General features: G+C 72.6%; 3 protein-coding genes. All 3 read left to right on the top strand.

Annotated features, from left to right (window positions below; translation table 11 throughout):
* Positions 1-8: 8 nt before the first annotated feature.
* Positions 9-404, top strand: a complete 396-nt coding sequence (locus tag ABNT58_RS01745) for a DUF2306 domain-containing protein (RefSeq protein ID WP_348751793.1) — start codon at positions 9-11, stop codon at positions 402-404.
* Positions 405-418: 14 nt separating this feature from the next.
* Positions 419-1516: a histidine kinase gene (locus ABNT58_RS01740; RefSeq protein WP_348751792.1), complete on the top strand. Its 1098-nt coding sequence runs from the start codon at positions 419-421 to the stop codon at positions 1514-1516.
* A partial coding sequence (locus tag ABNT58_RS01735; protein ID WP_348751791.1) for a response regulator occupies positions 1513-1724 on the top strand: 212 nt, incomplete at its 3' end. The genes ABNT58_RS01740 and ABNT58_RS01735, both read left to right, overlap by 4 nt.

Genomic DNA, 1724 nt, shown 5'->3' with positions numbered 1-1724 from the left:
TCGCCGCCCTGCCCCTGTCCGTCCAGCTCCACGTCGCCGCCGCCGTCGGCGCCCTGCTGCTGGGCCCGGTGGCCCTGTGGTCGCGCAAGGGCTCCCCCGTGCACCGCAGCGCCGGCTATGTGTGGGTGGGCCTGATGCTCAGCGCCGCCGTCACCAGCCTCTTCATCCGCGACTTCCGGCTGCCCAACATCGCGGGCTACACGCCCATCCACCTGGTGACGGTGCTCACCTTCGTGGGCGTGGGCACAGGCATCACAGCGGCGGTGCAGCGCCGCATCGGCGTGCACCAGCGGGCCATGCGCCGCACCTACATCGGCGGCTGCCTGGTGGCCGGCGCCTTCGCGCTGGCGCCCAGCCGCTTCCTCGGCCACTGGCTGTGGGTGCAGACCCTGGGCTGGGCATGACCACAATGCAGTCCATGCCTGCCCTGCCCGCCGCACGCTTTTACTCGCCGAACCGGCTGCTGACGATCCTGGTCTTCAACCAGCTCTTCTGCACGCTGATCGGCCTGGCGCTGTGGCTGGCCGGCTCGCCAGGGCTGATGCTCAACATCGCGGTGTCGATGCTGATCGGCAACTCGGTGTGGCTGCTGGTGGACGGCGGGCGCTGGCTGGTGGGCCGCACGCTGATGCGCTGGACCGGCCAGGGCCTGCCCTGGCCCGGCTACCGCTGGATGCTGCCCGTCATCGGCCTGGGCGTGATCGGCGGCTATGAGCTCGGCCGCCAGCTGTCGCTGCTGCTGCTGGGGGTGCACCTGGCGCCGATGTTCAGCCGCGGCAGCACCCTGGTGATCACCGCAGTGGCCGGCCTCACCGCCACCGTGTTCTGGCATGCCACCGCGATGCTGCAGAAGCACCGCGCCGAAGCCGAATCCGCCCGCCGCCTGGCCGCCGAAACCCAGCTGCAGCTGCTGCAGTCGCAGCTGGAGCCGCACATGCTGTTCAACACCCTGGCCAACCTGCGGGTGCTGATCTCGCTGGACCCGCCGCGTGCGCAGCAGATGCTGGACCGGCTGATCGGCTTCCTGCGCTCCACCCTCGGCGCCTCGCGGGTGGAGTCGCATCCGCTGCAGGCCGAGTTCGACCGCACCGCCGACTACCTGGCGCTGATGGCCGTGCGCATGGGCCCGCGCCTGGCCTGCACGCTCGACCTGCCACCCGAGCTGGCCACGGTGGCGGTGCCGCCGCTGCTGCTGCAGCCGCTGGTGGAAAACGCCATCCAGCATGGGCTGGAGCCGCAGGTGGCCGGCGGCCGCATCGAGGTACGCGCCCGGCGCGAAGCCGACACCCTGGTGCTGACGGTGCGCGACACCGGCCGCGGCCTGCCCGATGCGGCCAACGCCACGCCCGCGCCCGGCCACGGCTTCGGCACCCAGCAGGTACGCGACCGCCTGGCCACGCTGCACGGCGCGGCCGCCAGCCTCACGCTCACCTCCGCGGCCGATGCCGAAGGCGGCGCCCTGGCCACGCTGCGGCTGCCGATGCCCACCACCCCTAGCGCTGCCATTGCCTCATGAGCCACGCCACCGCCCTGATTGCCGAAGACGAACCGCTGATCGCCGCCGCGCTGCAGGCCGACCTGCGCCAGGCCTGGCCCGGGCTGCAGCTGGTGGCCCAGGTGGGCGATGGCCTGTCGGCCGTGCAGCAGGCGCTGGCGCTGCGGCCGCGCATCTGCTTCCTCGACATCCGCATGCCGGGCATGGACGGGCTGCAGGCCGCGCAGGC

Origin of the sequence: uncultured Aquincola sp. (assembly GCF_964001545.1) — a bacterium.
In the GTDB taxonomy this organism is placed as follows: domain Bacteria; phylum Pseudomonadota; class Gammaproteobacteria; order Burkholderiales; family Burkholderiaceae_C; genus Aquincola.
Note: the sequence above shows the minus strand (reverse complement) of the source record. Positions and strands in the feature narration are given on the sequence as shown.